This window comes from Kordia sp. (assembly GCF_965224175.1).
Classification (GTDB): Bacteria; Bacteroidota; Bacteroidia; order Flavobacteriales; family Flavobacteriaceae; genus Kordia.
The window spans coordinates 4726340-4746478 of sequence record NZ_OZ245041.1; the positions used below are offsets into that span (position 1 = coordinate 4726340).

Annotated in this window: 16 protein-coding genes and 5 tRNA genes; 20 read left to right on the plus strand and 1 reads right to left on the minus strand. The window is 35.2% G+C overall.

What is annotated here, in order from left to right:
- Positions 1–194: 194 nt before the first annotated feature.
- From ACOQOS_RS20585 to ACOQOS_RS20675, 19 genes are all read left to right on the plus strand, one after another.
- On the plus strand, positions 195–1580 hold the full coding sequence (locus tag ACOQOS_RS20585; protein ID WP_420572363.1) for an alpha-amylase: 1386 nt from the start codon (positions 195–197) through the stop codon (positions 1578–1580).
- Positions 1581–1907: 327 nt separating this feature from the next.
- Entirely contained in the window at positions 1908–2102 is a 195-nt protein-coding gene (gene rpsU / locus ACOQOS_RS20590) for a 30S ribosomal protein S21 (RefSeq protein WP_046758270.1), read from the plus strand.
- Positions 2103–2421: 319 nt separating this feature from the next.
- Positions 2422–3309, plus strand: a complete 888-nt coding sequence (locus ACOQOS_RS20595; protein WP_420572364.1) for a tyrosine-type recombinase/integrase — start codon at positions 2422–2424, stop codon at positions 3307–3309.
- Positions 3310–3360: 51 nt separating this feature from the next.
- Entirely contained in the window at positions 3361–3660 is a 300-nt protein-coding gene (hpf, locus tag ACOQOS_RS20600) for a ribosome hibernation-promoting factor, HPF/YfiA family (RefSeq protein WP_420572365.1), read from the plus strand.
- 94 nt (positions 3661–3754) lie between these two features.
- Positions 3755–3828 (plus strand) — tRNA-Thr (locus ACOQOS_RS20605).
- Positions 3829–3912: 84 nt separating this feature from the next.
- Positions 3913–3994 (plus strand) — tRNA-Tyr (locus ACOQOS_RS20610).
- A gap of 11 nt (positions 3995–4005) precedes the next feature.
- Positions 4006–4078 (plus strand) — tRNA-Gly (locus ACOQOS_RS20615).
- Positions 4079–4091: 13 nt separating this feature from the next.
- Positions 4092–4163: transfer RNA gene (locus ACOQOS_RS20620), tRNA-Thr, on the plus strand.
- A gap of 59 nt (positions 4164–4222) precedes the next feature.
- The gene (tuf, locus tag ACOQOS_RS20625) at positions 4223–5407 is read left to right on the plus strand and encodes an elongation factor Tu (RefSeq protein WP_420572366.1); all 1185 of its coding nucleotides are present in this window, start codon (positions 4223–4225) and stop codon (positions 5405–5407) included.
- A gap of 62 nt (positions 5408–5469) precedes the next feature.
- Positions 5470–5542: transfer RNA gene (locus tag ACOQOS_RS20630), tRNA-Trp, on the plus strand.
- A gap of 16 nt (positions 5543–5558) precedes the next feature.
- Entirely contained in the window at positions 5559–5759 is a 201-nt protein-coding gene (gene secE, locus ACOQOS_RS20635; RefSeq protein ID WP_420572367.1) for a preprotein translocase subunit SecE, read from the plus strand.
- Between the two features lie 26 nt (positions 5760–5785).
- Positions 5786–6337: a transcription termination/antitermination protein NusG gene (gene nusG / locus ACOQOS_RS20640; RefSeq protein WP_420572368.1), complete on the plus strand. Its 552-nt coding sequence runs from the start codon at positions 5786–5788 to the stop codon at positions 6335–6337.
- A 75-nt stretch (positions 6338–6412) separates the two neighbouring features.
- Positions 6413–6850, plus strand: a complete 438-nt coding sequence (gene rplK, locus ACOQOS_RS20645) for a 50S ribosomal protein L11 (RefSeq protein WP_046746307.1) — start codon at positions 6413–6415, stop codon at positions 6848–6850.
- 13 nt (positions 6851–6863) lie between these two features.
- Entirely contained in the window at positions 6864–7556 is a 693-nt protein-coding gene (gene rplA / locus ACOQOS_RS20650; RefSeq protein ID WP_420572369.1) for a 50S ribosomal protein L1, read from the plus strand.
- Positions 7557–7578: 22 nt separating this feature from the next.
- The gene (gene rplJ / locus ACOQOS_RS20655; RefSeq protein ID WP_420572370.1) at positions 7579–8100 is read left to right on the plus strand and encodes a 50S ribosomal protein L10; all 522 of its coding nucleotides are present in this window, start codon (positions 7579–7581) and stop codon (positions 8098–8100) included.
- Positions 8101–8164: 64 nt separating this feature from the next.
- Positions 8165–8539, plus strand: coding sequence for a 50S ribosomal protein L7/L12 (gene rplL, locus ACOQOS_RS20660; protein WP_420572371.1), 375 nt, complete (start codon positions 8165–8167; stop codon positions 8537–8539).
- 124 nt (positions 8540–8663) lie between these two features.
- The gene (rpoB, locus tag ACOQOS_RS20665) at positions 8664–12473 is read left to right on the plus strand and encodes a DNA-directed RNA polymerase subunit beta (protein WP_420572372.1); all 3810 of its coding nucleotides are present in this window, start codon (positions 8664–8666) and stop codon (positions 12471–12473) included.
- A gap of 67 nt (positions 12474–12540) precedes the next feature.
- A complete protein-coding gene (gene rpoC, locus ACOQOS_RS20670; protein ID WP_420572373.1) occupies positions 12541–16839 on the plus strand; it encodes a DNA-directed RNA polymerase subunit beta' in 4299 nt (1432 codons plus the stop codon).
- A 3-nt stretch (positions 16840–16842) separates the two neighbouring features.
- Positions 16843–17151, plus strand: coding sequence for a DUF3467 domain-containing protein (locus tag ACOQOS_RS20675; RefSeq protein WP_420572374.1), 309 nt, complete (start codon positions 16843–16845; stop codon positions 17149–17151).
- 248 nt (positions 17152–17399) lie between these two features.
- Here the strand turns inward: ACOQOS_RS20675 and ACOQOS_RS20680 are convergent, their stop codons facing one another.
- On the minus strand, positions 17400–18986 hold the full coding sequence (locus ACOQOS_RS20680) for a peptide chain release factor 3 (RefSeq protein ID WP_420572375.1): 1587 nt from the start codon (positions 18984–18986) through the stop codon (positions 17400–17402).
- 290 nt (positions 18987–19276) lie between these two features.
- Here ACOQOS_RS20680 and ACOQOS_RS20685 point away from each other — a divergent pair, with 290 nt between their 5' ends.
- Positions 19277–20122, plus strand: a complete 846-nt coding sequence (locus ACOQOS_RS20685) for a hypothetical protein (RefSeq protein WP_420572376.1) — start codon at positions 19277–19279, stop codon at positions 20120–20122.
- The last annotated feature ends 17 nt before the right edge of the window (positions 20123–20139 follow it).

The window sequence follows — 20139 nt, forward strand, 5'->3', positions numbered from 1 at the left end:
ATAACAACTAAAGATCACTATAACAGGTGATCTTTTTTTTATGTAAAAACTCCAGATCTGGCACACATTCGTTACGGCTTTCCCGTACAATTGCAAAACTTATCAACACGAAAACGTTTGCGGATATCTCTAGCCAACCATACGGTTAATAATTTGGCTAACTTCAAAACACGTTAACCAAATAATTAATTATCATGAAAAAAAATCAAATATTCTATTGCCTACTAATTAGTCTATATCTAATAAGTTGTTCTCACGACGAAGTCAGGTTAGATAACGAAGAGCAAAATATTGAAACAATAAAAGAGACAACAACTGCCAAAAACAGAAATAACCTAAAGCCAATAGGAGCAGGTGTAATGATGCAAGCATTCTATTGGGATGTGCCAGCAGGTGGAACTTGGTGGAATGTCGTAAAAGGAAAAGTTGACGATTGGAGCAATGCAGGCATTGACGCTATTTGGCTTCCGCCAGTATCTAAGGCGCAAAATGGTCCATTCTCTATGGGATACGATCCGTTCGATTACTTCGATTTCGGAGAATACAATCAAATGGGAAGTATAGAAACGCGTTTTGGATCTAGGTCAGAATTAGTAAGCCTTGTAAACACGGCGCATAACAATCGTTTAAGTGTGATTGCAGATATCGTATTAAATCACAATAGCGGAGGAGATAGTGAATACAATCCATTCAAAGGAACAAACACATACACAAACTATCAGCCTATGTCTGGCATGTTTAATAGAACTTACTATGATTTTCATCCAAACGACGCGCAAGCAAGCGATGAAGGTGTATTTGGAGGATTTGCAGACCTATCACACACAAAAAGCTATGTGCAAGATTGGCTTTGGAGAAACCCAAACTCTGTTGCCAAATATTACAGAGATGTAATAGGTTTTGATGGTTGGCGATTTGACTACGTAAAAGGATTTGGACCGTGGGTTGTCAAAGAATGGAAAAATGAAGTTGGTGGTTTCTCTGTAGGGGAATATTGGGACGGAAATGCAGCTACACTCGATTGGTGGTCTGGGCAAGCGGAAGTAAGTGCGTTTGACTTTGCTTGTTACTACAGAATGCGAGATGCATTTCAAGGAAACAATCTAAATAGATTAAATGATGATATGTTATGGAAACGAAATGCTTCAAAAGCTGTCACCTTTGTAACAAACCACGATACTGACGAAATTATCAATAACAAAATATTAGCATATGCATATATCCTAACGCATGAAGGATATCCAACAATCTTCTACCGCGACTATGAAGAATGGCTAAACAAAGAGCGATTAAATAATCTCATCTGGATTCACAACAATCTGGCAAGTGGAAACACTTCTATATTACATGTAGATAATGACGAATACATAGCTAGAAGAAACGGATACAACAGTGCAGGATTAGTAGTGTACATAAACAACTCAAACAGCTGGAAAGAGCGCTGGATAGAAACCAATTGGTCAAACACGCGTATCAAAGACTACACAGGGCATTCCAATTGGGAACCGGTAACGCAAGGTGGAAAATGGGTTAAAATCCAAGCGCCACCTAAAAGTTACACAGTTTGGTCTGTTAAATAACAACAATGAAAGTTTTAGGTATTAGGATGTTTCTCAAGAATCTACAAATACACAAATAGACACATAAACAATAGTAAAATTCAGAGTTTAAAAACAAAAATAACATTATAAGCTCGATCGAAAACTGACAACTAATAACAGGAGTAAGGTGACTAATTAGGGCATTCCGCAGAAAATGCGGACGCGCTTTCGGCTATATCTCCCGAGAAAATCGGGAGGATGCCGCCTCTATCGCTAATGCAAAAATAAAACGACAATCTGTTTGAAATTAAAAAATAGTCAGTATATTTGCAGCCACAAAATCTAAAAGAGAGGAGGTTAAGGACTATGTTAATTATACCAGTAAAAGAAGGAGAAAATATAGACAGAGCGCTGAAACGTTTCAAAAGAAAATTTGATCGTACAGGAGGAATGCGTCAACTTAGAGCAAGAAAGCATTTCACAAAGCCATCAGTAGCTCGTAGAGCGCAAATCCAAAAAGCGCAATACATACAGCACCTTAGAGATCAAGAAGAAATCTAAGAGGCTCTCACAAAACAAAACTAAAAAGGTTCCTATAACGGGAACCTTTTTTTATGCATATTATTTTCATCTCCCAAACAACTTCAGTAACTTGAACAAGTTATAAGTGTTAGACTTTAGTAATTAAGAAATGGTAAGTTTTTTAAGAACCAGCAAATAAATAAATTCATAAATTGATACTTCGGCAAACAGAGTACAAGTAAGTTGACGAAAAACAAAGTTCAAGTTCTAAGACTAAAACTAAAACAGGTATTCAGTAGATTACCAAAAAACAAATTAACGAATCAACAAAAAAGAATACATTACCCAAAACCCAGTAATGACCTTTACTACTTTTACAGAATATCTAGAACTCGAAAAAAACTATTCAAAGCACACGATCACAGCTTATGAAAAAGACTTACGCTCGTTTTCTGAGTTCTGTAAAGAAACATATGAAGATGATGTTATAATACATGTGCACTATGTGCAAATCCGTAGCTGGATTATTTCGTTAGTTGATAAAGGTATAGCAAATGCGACTATCAATAGAAAAATATCGTCACTCAAAACGTACTATAAATACTTACTCAAAACGAAGCAAATTACAGTAAGTCCATTAGCGAAACACAAAGCACTCAAAACGGCAAAAAAAATACAAGTTCCTTTTTCGGAGAAAGAAATGGATATAGTTTTTGAAAATATAGCTTTTAAAAATGACTTCGAAGGAGTACGTAACAAAACAATTATTGAGATGTTATACGCAACAGGAATGCGAAGAAGTGAGTTAATAAATCTAAAGCAATCAGATATAGATTACGCAAATAAAACAATTAAAATTCTAGGAAAAAGAAACAAAGAAAGAATAGTGCCATTATTGCAAAAACTTGAAAAACAATTAAAAGAATACAATTCTCAACGAAAACTAGTAGACGTTCATGAAAAAGAAGAATTATTTTTAACTTCAAAAGGAAATAAAATCTATCCGAATCTTGTATATCGTTTAATAAATGATTATTTTAGTATAGCATCTTCAAAAGTAAAAAAGAGTCCGCATATTCTTAGGCACACATTTGCAACTCATTTACTAAATCAAGGTGCAGACTTAAATGCTGTCAAAGAATTACTTGGTCATGCTAGCTTGGCTTCAACACAAGTATACACACACAATAGTTTAACAGAATTGAAAAATGTATATGCCAAAGCACATCCTAGAAACAAAAAGTAATCTTTTCTAAAAACAGCAAAACCTAAAATATAACCTATAAAAATGCCGCGTATGAAAGTAAACATGCAGTCCGTGAACTTTACGGTAGATCGTAAGCTAGTAGATTTTATTCAACGAAAAATGGATAAGTTAGAAAATTACTATGACAAGGTCATTGATTCCGATATCTATTTAAAGGTAGAAAACACAAGTGCAAAAGAAAATAAAATAGCAGAAGTTAGAGTAAATATTCCAGGAGATGATATAATGGTGAAAAAGCAATGTAGAACCTTCGAAGAAGCTATAGATGAAGCAACAAGCACTTTGCAAAGAGCGCTGCTAAAACGAAAAGAAAAAGTAAGAGCACATTGATCAATAAAAATTTTTCAAAAATTGTTTTGATTAAAAAAAATAATCTATACATTTGCAGTCCGTTAGAAATAGCGGACTTTTTTTATGAGCAAAAGCCGATGTAGCTCAGCTGGCTAGAGCAGCTGATTTGTAATCAGCAGGTCGTGGGTTCGAGTCCCTCCATCGGCTCAAAAAAAAAGCAGAACTTGTACAGGGGTTGGTTAAATTCTTGGAAAATGCTAAAAAAGAGTTTGAAATATTGATTTTTTTATTGGGGAGATACTCAAGCGGCCAACGAGGGCAGACTGTAAATCTGCTGACTATGTCTTCGCAGGTTCGAATCCTGCTCTCCCCACTAAAACAAAAGCGAGAGTAGCTCAGTTGGTAGAGCGTCAGCCTTCCAAGCTGAATGTCGCCGGTTCGAACCCGGTCTCTCGCTCTATATATTTCTTGCCGGTGTAGCTCAGGGGTAGAGCGTTTCCTTGGTAAGGAAGAGGCCACGGGTTCAAATCCCGTCATTGGCTCATAGAATGTATAAATTGAACACTAATATATAACTAAGATTAAAAAAAATTATTAAATCATGGCAAAGGAAACTTTTGATCGTTCCAAACCGCACTTAAATATTGGTACTATTGGACACGTAGATCACGGTAAAACTACATTAACAGCTGCTATTACTAAAGTATTAGCTGATGCTGGTCTTTCTGAAGCAAGAGATTTCGATACTATCGATAACGCTCCTGAAGAAAAAGAAAGAGGTATTACTATTAACACTGCGCACGTTGAGTACGAAACGGCTAACCGTCACTACGCACACGTTGACTGTCCAGGTCACGCCGATTATGTAAAGAACATGGTAACGGGAGCTGCTCAAATGGATGGAGCTATCTTAGTAGTTGCTGCTACAGATGGGCCAATGCCACAAACTCGTGAGCACATCTTATTAGGACGTCAGGTAGGAATTCCAAGAATTGTTGTCTTCTTGAACAAATGTGATATGGTAGATGATGAGGAATTATTAGAGCTTGTTGATATGGAGGTAAGAGATTTACTTTCTTTCTATGAGTATGATGGTGATAACGGGCCAGTTATTCAAGGGTCTGCTTTAGGAGCTTTAAATGGAGAAAAGCAGTGGGTTGATACAGTAATGGAATTAATGGCTGCAGTTGATGAGTGGATCGAAGAGCCATTAAGAGAAGTTGATAAGGATTTCTTAATGCCGATCGAAGATGTATTCTCTATTACTGGACGTGGTACTGTAGCAACAGGACGTATCGAAACTGGTGTAGCTAATACTGGAGATGCTGTTGATATCATTGGAATGGGAGCTGAAAAATTAACTTCTACAATTACAGGAGTTGAGATGTTCCGTAAAATCCTTGATAGAGGTGAGGCTGGAGATAACGTAGGTATCTTATTAAGAGGTATTGAAAAGACTGATATTAAAAGAGGAATGGTAATCTGTAAGCCAGGTTCTGTAACTCCACACGATAAGTTCAAGGCTGAGGTGTATGTGTTGAAAAAAGAAGAAGGTGGACGTCACACTCCATTCCACAATAACTACCGTCCTCAATTCTACGTTCGTACTACGGATGTAACAGGAACTATTTCTTTACCAGAAGGTGTAGAGATGGTAATGCCAGGAGATAACTTAACGATTACTGTTGAGTTGTTAAACACAATTGCAATGAACGTAGGTTTACGTTTTGCGATCCGTGAAGGTGGTAGAACTGTTGGTGCAGGTCAGGTAACTGAAATCTTATAATTAAGAATCATCAAGTAAATATATAGAGGTGTCTCGTTCTTCGGGACGCCTTTTTATGGAATACGGGTTTAGCTCAGTTGGTAGAGCACTGGTCTCCAAAACCAGGTGTCGGGAGTTCGAGCCTCTCAACCCGTGCTAATAAAATCGCAATATGGCTGGTATAGTAAATTACGTAAAAGAATCTTTTGAAGAATTGAGAACCAATGTTACTTGGACACCTTGGGCTGAGGCGCAACGTCTTACAATTATAGTAGCTGTATTTTCAATTATCTTCTCATTAGCAATTTGGGGAGTAGATACTGTGTTTTCAGAGGCATTGGGATATGTTTATGAAAAAGTGTTAGGTAAATAAATTCACTCTCTAAAATTATACTTATTATGGCGGATTCTAATGTAAAGAAATGGTATGTTGTGAGAGCTGTCAGCGGACAGGAGAATAAAGTTAAAGCTTATATTGAAAGCGAAATTACAAGATTAGGGTTAGAAGATTACGTAGAAGAAGTTTTGGTTCCTACGGAAAAAGTAATTCAAATCCGTAATGGAAAAAAAATTAACAAAGAAAGAGTTTACTTTCCAGGATATATTATGATTAAAGCAAATATAGCTGGAGAGGTAACACATGTTATAAAATCAGTTACTAATGTGATTGGTTTTCTTGGTGAAGTAAAAGGTGGAGATCCTGTACCGTTAAGACAATCTGAAGTTAATAGGATGTTAGGTAAAGTGGATGAGTTAGCAGTGAAAACTGATAATGTAGCAATACCTTTTACTCTAGGGGAAACTGTAAAGGTAATAGACGGACCGTTTAATGGTTTCAATGGAACGGTTGAGAAGATCAATGAAGAAAAACGTAAGTTAGAAGTAATGGTGAAAATCTTTGGAAGAAAAACACCATTAGAGTTAAGTTACATGCAAGTAGAAAAAATATAATTGTTACACATTATATATTTTATGTAGCATTTTTAGCTTCCAAACAAAAAATGTTACGCAATTAAAAACAAGAAAATGGCAAAAGAATTAAGTAAAGTAGTTAAGCTACAAGTTAGGGGAGGTGCAGCGAATCCGTCGCCACCGGTTGGACCCGCTTTAGGTGCTGCCGGAGTTAATATCATGGAGTTCTGTAAGCAATTTAATGCTAGAACCCAAGATAAACAAGGTAAGGTAGTTCCAGTTGTTATTTCTGTATACAAAGACAAATCATTTGACTTTGTAGTGAAAACAGCGCCAGCGGCAGTTCAGCTTATGGAAGCGGCAAAGATTAAAAAAGGATCAGGAGAACCAAACCGAAAAAAGGTAGCAAGCGTTACTTGGGAACAAGTAAAAGCTATTGCTGAAGACAAAATGCAAGATTTGAATGCATTTACTGTTGAGTCAGCAATGAGTATGGTTGCAGGTACTGCAAGATCTATGGGATTAACTGTATCAGGTGATAAACCTTTTTAAATCGTAAGAACAAATGGCACGAGTAACAAAAAAGCAAAAAGAAGCTTTAGCTAAAGTTGACAAGAATAAATTATATTCTGTTGCAGAAGCATCAAGCTTAGTGAAAGAAATAACAAATGTAAAATTTGATGCGTCTGTAGATCTTGCTGTTAGATTAGGTGTTGATCCACGTAAAGCTAACCAAATGGTGAGAGGTGTTGTAACATTACCTCACGGAACAGGTAAAGACGTAAAAGTTTTAGCATTAGTAACTCCAGATAAAGAAGCTGAAGCGCAAGAAGCAGGAGCTGATTATGTTGGATTAGATGAATTCCTTCAAAAAATAAAAGGAGGATGGACAGATGTTGATGTAATCATCACTATGCCAAGTGTAATGGGTAAATTAGGACCTTTAGGACGTATTTTAGGTCCAAGAGGTTTAATGCCAAACCCAAAGACTGGAACTGTAACTATGGATGTTGCAAAAGCTGTAAAAGAAGTAAAGGCTGGTAAAATTGACTTTAAAGTTGATAAAACTGGAATTGTTCATGCAGCAATCGGTAAGTCTTCATTCTCTGCAGACAAAATTGAAGGGAATGCAGCTGAATTATTACAAACATTAATCAAATTAAAGCCAACTGCGGCAAAAGGTACATACATTAAGAGTATTTATATGTCTAGTACTATGAGCCCAAGTGTAGCTGTTGATCCAAAAACAATTGCATAGGTAGTTAAAAAAGATTTTTATCATGACTAAAGAAGAAAAATCAGTAGTAATAGAAGAATTAACTGCACAGTTAGCTGACAATACAAATATTTACTTAACGGACATTTCTGGATTAAATGCTGAAACAACTTCAGCTTTAAGAAGAGCTTGTTTTAAAGAAAATATCAAACTTGCAGTAATTAAGAACACATTGCTTGCAAAAGCAATGGAAGCTTCTGACAAGGATTTCGGAGAACTTCCTGAAGTATTAAAAGGAAATACTTCGTTAATGCTTTCTGAAACTGGAAATGCTCCAGCAAAACTTATTAAAGAGTTTAGAAAGAAAAGAAAAGCTGAAAAGCCAATCTTAAAAGGAGCTTTCATAGAGACAGCAGTTTTCGTAGGAGACGATCAATTAGATGCCTTAGTAAATATCAAATCAAGAGAAGAGCTTATTGGAGAAATCATTGGATTGTTACAATCTCCTGCTAAGAACGTTGTTTCTGCTCTTCAATCTGGTGGAGGAAAACTTGCAGGTATCTTAAAAAGATTATCTGAAAGATAATTAAAAGAGTACGCACTTAACAAAACAAATATTTAACAAAAACATTATTTTAAAACGATAGAAAATGGCAGATTTAAAAGAATTCGCAGAACAATTAGTTAACTTAACGGTAAAAGAAGTTAACGATTTAGCAGATATATTAAAAGAAGAGTACGGTATTGAGCCTGCTGCAGCTGCAGCTGTAGTTCAAGCTGGTCCTGCTGCTGATGCAGACGGTGGAGACGAGCAAACTGAGTTTGACGTAATCTTAAAAGCTGCTGGTGGATCTAAATTAGCAGTAGTTAAATTAGTAAAAGAATTAACAGGATTAGGTCTTAAAGACGCTAAAGGAATCGTTGATTCAGCACCAGCTCCAATCAAAGAAGGAGTATCTAAAGATGAGGCAGAAGGTCTTAAAGCATCTTTAGAAGAAGCAGGAGCAGAGGTTGAGCTTAAGTAAGCTTACCAAGCTATAAAAACTTGGTTTAGGTCTTTGGGGTAGTCCCTAAGACCTAAACCCTTTTGTGTATATAAGCGTTAACACGTTTTATTTTATTTTATTTTAATCATAATATTGTCCATTGATGTTCACAAATCAGACTGAAAGATTAAATTTCGCCTCGGCAAAACACACACCTGATTATCCAGATTTTCTAGATATTCAGATTAAATCGTTTCAAGATTTCTTTCAATTAGAAACGAAATCAGAAGAGCGTGGCGAAGAAGGATTATACAATACCTTCCAAGAAAACTTTCCAATTACAGACACTCGTAATCAATTCGTATTAGAATTTCTTGATTACTTCGTCGACCCACCGAGATACAATATTCAAGAATGTATTGAAAGAGGATTAACGTATAGTGTGCCATTAAAAGCACGTTTAAAACTATACTGTACAGATCCTGAGCACGAAGACTTTGAAACAATTGTACAAGATGTATATTTAGGAACTATTCCTTACATGACTCCAAGCGGAACGTTCTGTATCAATGGAGCTGAACGTGTAGTAGTTTCTCAATTACACCGTTCGCCAGGAGTATTTTTTGGACAATCTTTCCATGCAAATGGAACTAAGCTTTATTCTGCCAGAGTAATTCCTTTTAAAGGTTCTTGGATAGAATTTGCAACAGATATCAATAGTGTAATGTATGCATATATTGATAGAAAGAAAAAATTACCTGTAACTACATTATTTAGAGCTATTGGTTTTGAAAGTGATAAAGATATCCTTGAGATATTTGATCTTGCTGAAGAAGTAAAAGTTTCTAAAAGCGGACTTAAAAAAGTATTAGGTCGTAAGTTAGCAGCACGTGTATTAAATACATGGCATGAAGACTTTGTAGATGAAGATACAGGAGAAGTAGTATCAATCGAGCGTAACGAAATTGTGTTGGATCGTGATACTATCTTAGAAAAAGAACACATAGAAGAAATCGTGGAAGCTGGTGTGAAAACTATTCTTTTACATAAAGAAGAAAACCAAGCTGGTGATTACGCGATTATCCATAATACATTACAAAAAGACCCTACAAACTCTGAAAAAGAAGCTGTAGAACATATTTATCGTCAACTTCGTAATGCTGAACCGCCAGATGAGGAAACAGCACGTGGTATTATCGATAAATTATTCTTCTCTGACCAACGTTACAACCTTGGTGGAGTAGGTCGTTACCGTATGAACAAGAAGTTAGGATTGAATATCGATATGGATAAGCAAGTCTTAACAAAAGAAGATATTATCACAATCATCAAATACTTAATTGAGTTAATCAACTCAAAAGCAGAAATTGATGATATTGATCACTTATCTAACAGACGTGTTCGTACAGTAGGAGAACAATTAGCACAACAATTCGGTGTTGGACTTGCGCGTATGGCAAGAACAATCCGTGAGCGTATGAACGTTAGAGATAACGAGGTATTTACACCAATCGATTTGATTAACGCTAAAACCTTATCATCTGTAATTAACTCATTCTTCGGAACGAACCAGTTGTCGCAGTTCATGGATCAAACAAATCCATTAGCAGAGATTACACACAAACGTCGTTTATCGGCTTTAGGACCTGGAGGACTTTCAAGAGAAAGAGCAGGTTTTGAGGTACGTGACGTTCACTATACACACTACGGACGTTTATGTCCTATTGAAACACCAGAAGGACCGAACATTGGATTAATATCTTCTCTTGGAGTATTTGCAAAAGTAAACTCTATGGGATTCCTTGAGACTCCATATCGTAAGGTAGAAAATGGTAAAGTAGATATTGAGAAATTCTCATACTTAAGTGCTGAAGAAGAAGAAGGAATGAAAATTGCACAAGCAAACATTCCACTTACGGAAGACGGTACAATCAATGTTGAAAAAGTAATTGCACGTGAAGAAGGTGATTTCCCAGTAGTAACTCCATCTGAAATTCAGTATACGGATGTTGCTCCTAATCAAATCGCTTCAATCTCTGCATCATTAATTCCATTCTTGGAGCATGATGATGCCAACCGTGCATTAATGGGATCAAACATGATGCGTCAGGCAGTACCATTATTGCGTCCACAATCTCCAATCGTAGGAACAGGGTTAGAACGTCAAGTAGCGTCTGATTCAAGAGTATTGATAAATGCAGAAGGAGACGGATACGCTGAGTATGTTGATGCAAACAAAATTACAATCAAATATGATCGTACGGATGATGAAAGATTAGTAAGTTTTGATGGAGACTCCAAAACATACAACTTAATCAAATTCCGCAAAACGAACCAAAGTACATCTATTAACTTAAAACCAATTGTGAGAAGAGGTGATAGAGTTAAAAAAGGACAAGTACTTTGTGAAGGATATGCAACTCAAAAAGGAGAATTGGCACTTGGACGTAATATGAAAGTTGCCTTCATGCCTTGGAAAGGATATAACTTTGAGGATGCAATTGTAATCTCTGAAAAAGTAGTTCGTGAAGATATCTTTACGTCTATTCATATTGATGAATATTCAATGGATGTAAGAGATACAAAACTAGGAGCTGAAGAATTAACTAATGACATTCCAAACGTTTCGGAAGAAGCTACAAAAGATTTAGATGAAAACGGAATGATTCGTATTGGAGCTGAAGTAAAACCTGGCGACATTCTTATTGGTAAAATTACTCCAAAAGGAGAATCAGATCCTACACCAGAAGAAAAATTATTACGTGCAATCTTTGGAGATAAAGCTGGAGATGTTAAAGATGCTTCATTAAAAGCGTCACCATCTTTACACGGAGTTGTAATTAATAAGAAATTATTCTCAAGAGCAATCAAAGACAAACGTAAGAGAGCTAAAGATAAAGAGGAAATCGCAACTTTAGAACTTGAATACGCTACTAAATTCGAAGATTTAAGAGGAATTCTAATTGAAAAGTTATTTACAATTGTAAATGGAAAAACTTCTCAAGGAGTTCAAAATGATCTTGGAGAAGAAGTATTGCCAAAAGGGAAAAAGTTCACTTTAAAAATGTTAAACGCAGTAGAAGATTATGCGCATTTAACTGGAGGAACTTGGACTACTGATGATGATACAAACAGAGCTGTAGCAGATTTAGTGCATAACTATAAAATCAAACTTAATGATCTTCAAGGAGCATTAAGAAGAGATAAGTTTACAATCTCAGTTGGAGACGAATTACCAGCAGGAATCTTAAAACTTGCAAAAGTTTACATCGCTAAGAAACGTAAACTAAAAGTAGGGGATAAGATGGCGGGACGTCACGGTAACAAAGGTATCGTTGCACGTATCGTTCGTCAAGAAGACATGCCATTCTTAGAAGATGGAACGCCAGTTGATATTGTATTAAATCCATTAGGTGTACCTTCTCGTATGAATATCGGTCAGATTTATGAAACGGTATTAGGATGGGCAGGAGAAAAACTAGATAAAAAATATGCAACGCCAATCTTTGACGGTGCTTCTCTAGATCAGATTAATGAAATTACTGATGAAGCAGGAGTTCCAAGATTCGGACATACATATCTTTATGATGGTGGAACAGGAGAACGTTTTGATCAGCCAGCAACAGTAGGTATTATTTACATGCTGAAACTTGGTCACATGGTAGATGATAAAATGCACGCACGTTCAATTGGACCATACTCATTAATTACGCAGCAACCATTAGGTGGTAAAGCACAATTTGGAGGTCAGCGTTTTGGAGAAATGGAAGTTTGGGCATTAGAAGCATACGGTGCATCTAGTACACTTAGAGAAATACTGACTGTGAAATCTGATGATGTAATTGGTAGAGCTAAAACTTACGAAGCTATCGTAAAAGGTGAACCAATGCCAGAACCAGGATTACCTGAATCATTCAATGTATTAATGCATGAATTGAAAGGTCTTGGATTAGACATTAGATTAGAGGAATAAATAAAAATGCCGTGTAACTTTTTGTTGCACGGCTACAATTACACATAATTCATTATCAACCATTAGTATGGCAAGAAATAAAGATAAGAATACTGTAAAGAGATTTAATAAAATCTCAATAGGGTTAGCCTCTCCGGAGTCTATTTTAGCAGCATCAAAAGGTGAAGTGCTAAAACCTGAAACAATTAACTATCGTACACACAAACCAGAGCGTGACGGATTATTCTGTGAACGTATCTTTGGACCTGTAAAGGATTACGAATGTGCTTGTGGTAAATACAAGAGAATTCGTTACAAAGGAATCGTTTGTGATAGATGTGGTGTTGAAGTAACAGAAAAGAAAGTGCGTAGAGATAGAGTTGGTCATATCAACTTGGTAGTGCCAGTAGCACATATCTGGTATTTCCGTTCTTTACCAAACAAAATAGGATACCTTTTAGGATTACCATCTAAGAAATTAGATATGATCATTTACTACGAGCGTTATGTAGTAATTCAGCCAGGTGATGCTAAAAATGAAGCTGGTGAGCCAGTTCAAAAAATGGATTTCTTAACAGAAGAAGAATACCTAAATATTTTAGAATCTCTCCCGCAAGAAAACCTATACTTAGACGATACAGACCCAAATAAGTTTATCGCTAAAATGGGAGCTGAATGTTTAATTGAATTATTATCAAGAATTGATTTAGATCAGTTATCATTCGACTTACGTCACAAAGCAAATAACGAAACATCTAAGCAACGTAAAACGGAAGCGTTAAAGCGTTTACAAGTTGTTGAGTCTTTACGTGATGCGAACAAAAATCGTGAAAACCGCCCAGAGTGGATGATCATGAAAGTTGTTCCTGTAATTCCGCCAGAATTACGTCCGTTAGTACCATTAGATGGAGGTCGTTTTGCAACGTCTGATTTAAATGATTTATACCGTAGAGTAATTATCAGAAACAATCGTTTAAAAAGATTAATGGAGATCAAAGCTCCTGAAGTAATCTTACGTAACGAGAAGCGTATGCTTCAAGAATCTGTAGATTCATTATTCGATAATACGCGTAAATCATCTGCAGTAAAAACAGATTCTAACAGGCCATTAAAATCATTATCTGATTCCTTAAAAGGTAAGCAAGGACGTTTCCGTCAAAACTTACTTGGAAAACGTGTGGATTATTCTGCTCGTTCGGTAATTGTTGTTGGTCCAGAATTAAAATTATACGAATGTGGATTGCCTAAAAACATGGCAGCAGAATTGTACAAGCCTTTTGTAATTCGTAAATTAATTGAAAGAGGTATTGTAAAAACTGTAAAATCTGCAAAGAAAATTATAGACAAAAAAGAGCCAGTAGTTTGGGATATCTTGGATAACGTAATTAAAGGTCATCCAGTATTACTAAACCGTGCTCCTACGCTTCACCGTTTAGGTATTCAGGCATTCCAGCCAAAACTTATTGAAGGTAAAGCGATTCAGTTACACCCGTTAGCGTGTACAGCCTTTAACGCCGATTTTGATGGTGATCAGATGGCGGTACATTTACCATTAGGACCAGAAGCAATTTTAGAAGCACAATTATTAATGTTAGCTTCTCAAAACATTCTGAATCCTGCAAATGGTTCGCCAATTACAGTACCTTCTCAGGATATGGTATTAGGTTTATACTATATGACGAAGTTGCGTAAATCTACTCCAGAAAAGAAAATCGTTGGAGAAGGTTTAACATTCTACTCTGCGGAAGAAGTAGTAATGGCTTACAACGAGAAAAAAGTAGAATTAAATGCTTCTATCAAGATTAGAGCAAATGACTTTAATGCTGAAGGAGAATTAGTTCCACAAATTATAGATACAACAGTTGGACGTGTGCTTTTCAACCAAAAAGTACCACCACAAGCAGGATTTATCAATGAAGTATTGACAAAAAAATCATTACGTAATATCATTGGAGGAATCTTAAAAGTGACTGACATTCCAACAACATCAGCTTTCTTAGATGATATCAAAAGTCTTGGATACGGATTTGCCTTCAGAGGTGGATTGTCATTCAGTTTAGGAGATATTATCATTCCAAAGGAAAAGCAAGCGTTAATTGATAAAGCAAATTCAGAAGTTGATAAAATTACCATGAGTTATAACATGGGATTAATTACCAACAACGAACGTTACAATCAGGTTATTGATAAATGGACAACAACAAATGCAGATTTGACGAAGTTGTCTATGAAGCACATTAGTGAAGATCAACAAGGATTTAACTCTGTGTATATGATGCTTGACTCTGGAGCGCGTGGTTCGAAAGAGCAAATTCGTCAGTTAACTGGTATGCGTGGGTTAATGGCGAAGCCTAAGAAATCTACAGCAGGTGGAGGAGAAATTATTGAAAACCCGATTCTTTCTAACTTTAAAGAAGGATTATCGATCTTAGAATACTTTATCTCTACTCACGGTGCGCGTAAAGGTCTTGCCGATACCGCATTAAAAACTGCCGATGCAGGATACTTAACACGTCGTTTAGTAGATGTATCTCAAGATGTGATTGTTAATATTCACGATTGTGAAACATTAAGAGGAGTTGAAGTAAAAGCATTAAAGAAAAATGAAGATGTAGTTGAAAAACTTAAAGAACGTATCTTAGGTAGAGTTTCTCTACATGATGTATACAATCCGTTAACGGAAGAAGTTTTAGTAGCTGCAGGACAAGAAATATCTGAAGAAATTGCACAAGCAATTGAGGATTCACCAGTAGAATCGGTTGAAGTACGTTCGCCGTTAACATGTGAAGCTCCAAAAGGAATTTGTGCTAAATGTTATGGTCGTAACCTTTCTACGAACAAAATGGTTCAAATCGGTGAAGCTGTTGGAGTTGTTGCTGCACAGTCAATTGGTGAGCCAGGTACGCAGTTAACGCTTCGTACATTCCACATGGGAGGAACAGCGAGTAATATTTCTGAAGAAAATCAATTAAAAGCTAAATTTGCCGGAGTTGCTGAAATCGAAGAATTGAAAACAGTTCAAGGTGAAGTTGCAGAAGGAAAAATTGGTGATATTGTAATTTCTCGTACATCTGAAATTAAGATTATTGATAAAAATACTGGAATTACGTTAAGTACAAATAACATTCCTTATGGTTCTACAATCTTTGTGAAAAACGGAGATACAATCAAAGAGGATCAAGCTATCTGTCAATGGGATCCATATAATGGTGTAATTATCTCTGAATTTGCTGGAAAAATTCAATACGAAAACATCGAACAAGGTGTTACTTTTCAAGTAGAGATTGATGAGCAAACAGGATTCCAAGAAAAAGTAATTTCTGAATCAAGAAATAAAAAATTAATTCCAACACTTCAAATTTTAAGTAGTAAAGGAGAAGTACAACGTTCATACAACTTACCAGTAGGTTCTCACTTAATGGTAGATGATAATGAAAAGATTAAAGTTGGTAAAATTTTAGTAAAAATACCTCGTAAATCAGCTAAGTCTGGAGATATTACAGGAGGTTTACCACGTGTAACAGAATTATTTGAAGCACGTAACCCTTCAAATCCAGCAGTTGTGTCTGAGATTGATGGTGTAGTTTCTTTTGGTAAAATCAAAAGAGGTAATCGTGAAATCATTGTTGAGTCTAAATTTGGAGACGTAAGAAAGTATCTAGTAAAACTTTCTAATCAAATCCTAGTACAAGAAAATGATTATGTAAGAGCAGGAATGCCACTTTCAGACGGTTCTATTACGCCAAACGATATTCTAAATATCAAAGGACCTTCTGCAGTACAGCAATACTTAGTAAATGAAGTACAAGAAGTATATCGTTTACAAGGTGTAAAGATTAATGATAAGCACTTTGAGGTAATTGTTCGTCAAATGATGCGTAAAGTAAGAATTGGAGATCCTGGAGATACTATCTTCTTAGAAAACCAATTAATACACAAGTCAGATTTCATCAGAGAAAATGACAATCTTTACGGTCAAAAAGTAGTAGAAGATGCAGGTGAGTCAGAAAGCTTTAAGCCAGGGCAAATTGTTTCTCCAAGAGAATTGAGAGATGAAAACTCTGTATTAAGAAGAGCTGATAAGCAATTAGTATCTGCAAGAGACGTAGTGTCGGCAACGGCAACACCAATCTTACAAGGTATTACAAGAGCTTCATTACAGACGAAATCGTTTATCTCTGCGGCATCATTCCAGGAAACAACAAAAGTACTGAACGAAGCTGCTGTAAGTGGTAAAGTGGACGCACTAGAAGGATTAAAAGAAAATGTAATTGTTGGACATAAAATACCAGCAGGAACAGGAATGCGTAAGTATGATGATATTATTGTAGGTTCGAAAGAAGAATACAATGAAATCATGGCTGCTAAGCATGAAATAAACTTTTAATACATGAACGACAAAGCAAACGAAAAACAAATCAATATTGAATTGGATGAAACCATTGCGGAAGGAATTTATTCTAACTTAGCAATCATCAACCATTCAGTAACTGAATTTGTAGTAGATTTTGTAAATATTATGCCAGGGAAACCAAAGGCAAAAGTGAAATCTAGAATCATATTAACGCCGCAACATGCAAAACGATTAATGAAAGCATTAGGTGAAAATATACATCGCTTTGAAAAAGCTCATGGACAAATTAAAGAATTTGAACAAGCTCCAATTCCGATGAACTTCGGGCCAACTGGAGAAGCATAAAAATAAAAAACCTCAATTTTCGAATTGAGGTTTTTTATTTTTCACTATCATTTTTAAAATCTATTAAAGATTGTTAAATAATAAATTTTTATTATTATTCAAGTAAAAATAGCTTCTATATATTACTTTTAAAGCATAAAAAAAAGACATCAATATAATTGATGTCTTTAGTGTATAGTCTTGTTAAAAGTCTTTAAAATGATTTTTGTGTGTAAATCAAAGAATTATTCAATCTTTAAATTCTTTAATTAAAATTCACTTGTGAAGTGGAATTTAATACTCGGATATTTCTGTTGTGTCATCTGTAATGAAAAAGATGAATCAGCTAAGAATACCAATTTATTCTCTTTATCACGAGCTAAAAACTTTTGTTTTACACGTTTAAAATCTAAAAATTCTTGATCTTTTTCGTTGTCAACTTCTACCCAACATGCTTTGTGAACATTTAGGTTTTCATACGAACATTTTGCTCCGTATTCATGTTCCAATCTGTATTGAATTACTTCATATTGAAGCGCTCCAACGGTTCCAATTACTTTTCGCCCGTTCAAATCGAGTGTAAATAATTGGGCAACTCCTTCATCCATTAACTGATTAATTCCTTTGTATAACTGCTTGGATTTCATAGGATCAGCATTGTTGATATATCTAAAATGTTCAGGTGAAAAACTCGGAACTCCTTTATAATTTAGCTTTTCTCCAGCGGTTAGTGTATCACCAATTTTGAAATTTCCAGTATCATGTAAACCAACAATGTCACCAGGGAAAGATTCATCTACAATCTGCTTTTTCTCAGCAAAAAATGCGTTTGGACTCGAAAATTTTAATTTTTTATCTAATCGAACATGTAAATATGGAGTATTTCGTTTAAAAACTCCCGATACAATCTTTATAAAAGCAAGTCTATCTCTGTGTTTAGGATCCATATTTGCATGAATCTTAAAAACAAAACCAGAAAATTTATCTTCAGCAGGTTCTACTAAGCGTACATCTGACATTTTTGGCAGTGGAGTTGGAGCAATTTCTACAAAACAATCGAGCAATTCTCGTACACCAAAATTATTTAATGCAGACCCAAAAAATACAGGTTGTAATTCACTATTTAAATACGCCTCTCTGTTAAATTTTGGATATACTTCATATACCAATTCAAGCTCATCTCGTAATGTCTCGGCAGAACTTTCTCCAATATAATTTTCTAATTCAGGATTGTTAACATCTTCAAAATGAATTGCTTCTGAGATGGTTTGTTTGTTTTCTCCAGTAAATAAATTAATATTTTTCTCCCAAACATTATAAATTCCTTTAAAGTCATAACCCATACCAATAGGAAAACTCAAAGGAGTTACGCGCAAGCCTAATTTTTGTTCAACTTCATCCAATAAATCAAAAGCATCTTTTCCTTCTCTATCCAATTTATTAATAAAAACAATAATTGGAATCTTTCGCATACGACAAACTTCAACCAATTTTTCTGTTTGTTCCTCAACCCCTTTAGCCACATCAATTACAACAATAACGCTGTCTACAGCACTCAAAGTACGGAAAGTATCTTCTGCAAAATCCTTATGGCCAGGTGTGTCTAAAATGTTGATTTTCTTGTCTTTATAAATGAAGGCTAATACTGATGTTGCTACAGAAATCCCTCTCTGACGTTCAATCTCCATAAAGTCACTCGTAGCGCCTTTTTTAATTTTATTATTTTTTACAGCTCCAGCTTCTTGAATAGCACCTCCAAAAAGTAATAACTTTTCAGTAAGTGTTGTTTTTCCGGCATCAGGATGCGAAATAATACCAAAAGTCCTTCGCTTATCAATTTCTACTTGTATGCTCATTTGAAATATTTAAAATAGGTGTCAAAAATATCACTTTTAAATCAATTACTATCATAAACTTAACAACAAAGGTTTTTGATAAAGAATTTGCAGTTTTTTTAACAAAAAAAACTGTATTTACCTCAAAATAAAGGCCTAAACATTTGAACGAAAAAAGTTTGCATTTCAACGAAAAATCAAATCCTTTTACGTGAATCACTACGTACATACATATATCAGTCATTACATTTGTTAAAAATTGTTAAGAAAATAATTCCCAGTTTTTTTCTTAACTGCCTTAAAATACTCGAATGAACAACATTACTTATGCGCTGTTGAAGCCTTATGCTTCATACAGGTCATGTCTTTTTATATATAATCTAAAGAAGATTTCTTTCTTCTTTTTATTAGGTATGTGTGTGTTGCAAACCCAAACTGCGAGCGCTCAAGAAAAGACAGTATATGATGTTCAGAACCTAAAGCTAGACGAAACTACAGCTGACGGAATTATCTCTTTTTCTAAAATAGTGCCACATCTTACAGGTATTGCTAAGTTAAGACGTCACGTCTATGAAAATCAGGAGCTCTATCCTATGGAGCAAAAAGCAATAGAAACAAGTAGAGATAAAAAACACGAAGCCCATAAGCGTTGGGAAAGATACATGCGAAAACTTCCAGTGTATGTATACATCGCAAAAGATATACAAGAATACATCACTGTAAATACAAAAATTACAAACCAGTTTACAGTTTGTGAAAAATTTACGGATGTACTTTCGATTAATATAAAAAATAGAAACAGCTATCCAATAAGTGCTGAAATCGAACTTCAAGCTGGAAATATTGTCAACTTCCCTAAATCCAATAGCGAAGTAAAAGTCAAGGATAATAAAGAAAAAAAGATAACCTTCAATTATATAGGTAACGGAAGAGCTACATTCACTTTGCCTCCAAATGCTTCTGTATCAGCAATTATACCCATAGTGTATAGTTGTGACGGAAATAAAGGCAAAACAAACAAAACTGAAAACAACCAAATCCTGATAAATCACAAGATTAATCTAGTTGGGTACATTTATAATAGTGAAAAAAAGGAGTTATATAGAATAACTTCTTTTCCTATTACTACCTCTACTATTAAACTTGCATATCTGTAAAATAAAGTTTCATGATT